Annotated in this window: 1 pseudogene; it reads right to left on the reverse strand. The window is 82.6% G+C overall.

The annotated features are described in order from the left end of the window. Nucleotides 1-447, reverse strand: a pseudogene (locus tag IH45_RS01000000144825) (hypothetical protein); the annotation flags it as partial.

Below are 447 nucleotides of genomic sequence, written 5' to 3' on the forward strand. Positions count from 1 at the left end.
GTGCGGCGGCGCGAACGGCGGCGGGGCGCCTCGGCGGGGGCGGCGGCCTGCTCGGCGGCCGGGGCGCTCTCTGCGGCGTCGGCCGTCTGCGGGGAGCCCGCGGGGGCGGTGGCCTTACGGGTGGCGCGGCGGCGCGTACGGGCGGGCTTGGTGTCCTCGGCGGGCGCGGCCGGTGCCTCGACGGGCGCGGTGGCCTCGGCGGTCTCCTCGGCCTCTTCCTCGTCCTCGGCCTGGGCCGCGGCGTCCGCGCCCTGAGGCTCGGCGCTCTGCGGCTCGGCGGCGGTCTTCGGCGAACCGGCTGGGGCGGTGGCCTTGCGGGTGGCGCGGCGGCGCGTACGGGCGGGCTTGGCCTCCTCGGCGGGCTCGGCGGCCTGCTCCTGGGCGGCCGGCTGCTCGGCGGCGGGCGCGGTGTCCTCGTCGGTCTGCGGCGCGGCGGCGGTCTCAGGG

This window comes from Streptomyces rimosus subsp. rimosus (assembly GCF_000720725.1).
GTDB lineage: Bacteria > Actinomycetota > Actinomycetes > Streptomycetales > Streptomycetaceae > Streptomyces > Streptomyces rimosus_A.